Origin of the sequence: Candidatus Regiella insecticola LSR1, from assembly GCF_000143625.1 — a bacterium.
GTDB lineage: Bacteria > Pseudomonadota > Gammaproteobacteria > Enterobacterales > Enterobacteriaceae > Regiella > Regiella insecticola.
Genome location: NZ_GL379686.1, coordinates 1 through 1,079, shown reverse-complemented (window position 1 = coordinate 1,079; position 1,079 = coordinate 1). Strand labels below are relative to the sequence as shown.

The 1,079-nt window shown below is 48.7% G+C and carries 1 other RNA gene and 1 pseudogene; both read right to left on the bottom strand.

Annotated features, from left to right (window positions below):
• Positions 1-52: 52 nt before the first annotated feature.
• Positions 53-556: RNase P RNA component class A (gene rnpB, locus REG_RS10895), an RNA gene on the bottom strand.
• A 45-nt stretch (positions 557-601) separates the two neighbouring features.
• Positions 602-1,079, bottom strand: a pseudogene (locus REG_RS09445) (16S rRNA (cytidine(1402)-2'-O)-methyltransferase); the annotation flags it as partial.

Here is a 1,079-nt window from a genome sequence, read left to right as displayed (position 1 = left end):
AAAATAGGTTAATAAAAAACCCTGTATCGCAGAGCAATACAGGGTTTAATGATTAAGGAGTTGACCGATAAGCCGGGTTCTGTCGTGGACAACCATTCATCTAGGCCAGCAATCACTCACTGGCTCAAGCAGCCTACCCGGGTTCAGTACGAGCCGCACTTTGTGAACCTCTATTTGGCCTTGCTCCAGGTGGAGTTTACCTTGCCACAAACTGTTACCAGCTGCGCGGTGCGCTCTTACCGCACCCTTTCACCCTTACCTGATCTCGATTATACCCTTCGCCTTTGAAGCCGCCGAGTTGTTGGCTGCGGGAGTTCGCCCGAATCACGTAGTATGTCTACGCTCATTGGTCTCACGCCTTGGCCGCCTAGCGGCAACTTAAAGGACTGTGGGTATACACGAGCCATCGGCGGTTTGCTCTCTGCTGCACTTGTCGTAGGCTTGCGCCTCCCAGGAATTACCTGGCACCCTGCCCTGTGGAGCCCGGACTTTCCTCCCCTTTGTCTGTCTTCCCCAGAGGGGATAGCAGAAAAGCGGCGGTTGTCTAGTCAACTCTAGCCCAATTATAGCCACATCAAAGTAAAATGCTATGATTCTCTTATCAGGAGCCGTTTATTTGATCTTGCTTGGAATTGAGGGCATGACGATAAAGACTGTTTTTGTTCACATTATGAATTTCAGCAGTTAACTTGGCGGCGGTTTTAACGGCAGCGTTTGCCGCAATAATGCTAAAGTATGCAACGCTATCTGAGGAAGAGCATCGTCAAACAACGCTTGATATCCCTCAACAATTAAGACCATTTCACCTCGCTGACGGTATTCATTTTGCTGCACCCAATCTAACAATTCGCCCACTGGGGCACCATAAATAGATTCCCACTTTTTAGTTAACTCTCGCGCCAGCACGACATAACGTTGCGCACCAAATACACTGATCATATCTTGTAGGCTTTCTATCAGCCGATGGGGAGCCTCGAAAAAGATTAGAGTGCGAGGCTCTTCAAGCAGCGATTGCAGTGTATCCTGACGTCCTTTTTTTTTGGCGGGTAAAAACCCTTCGTAACAAAAGCGATTAGATG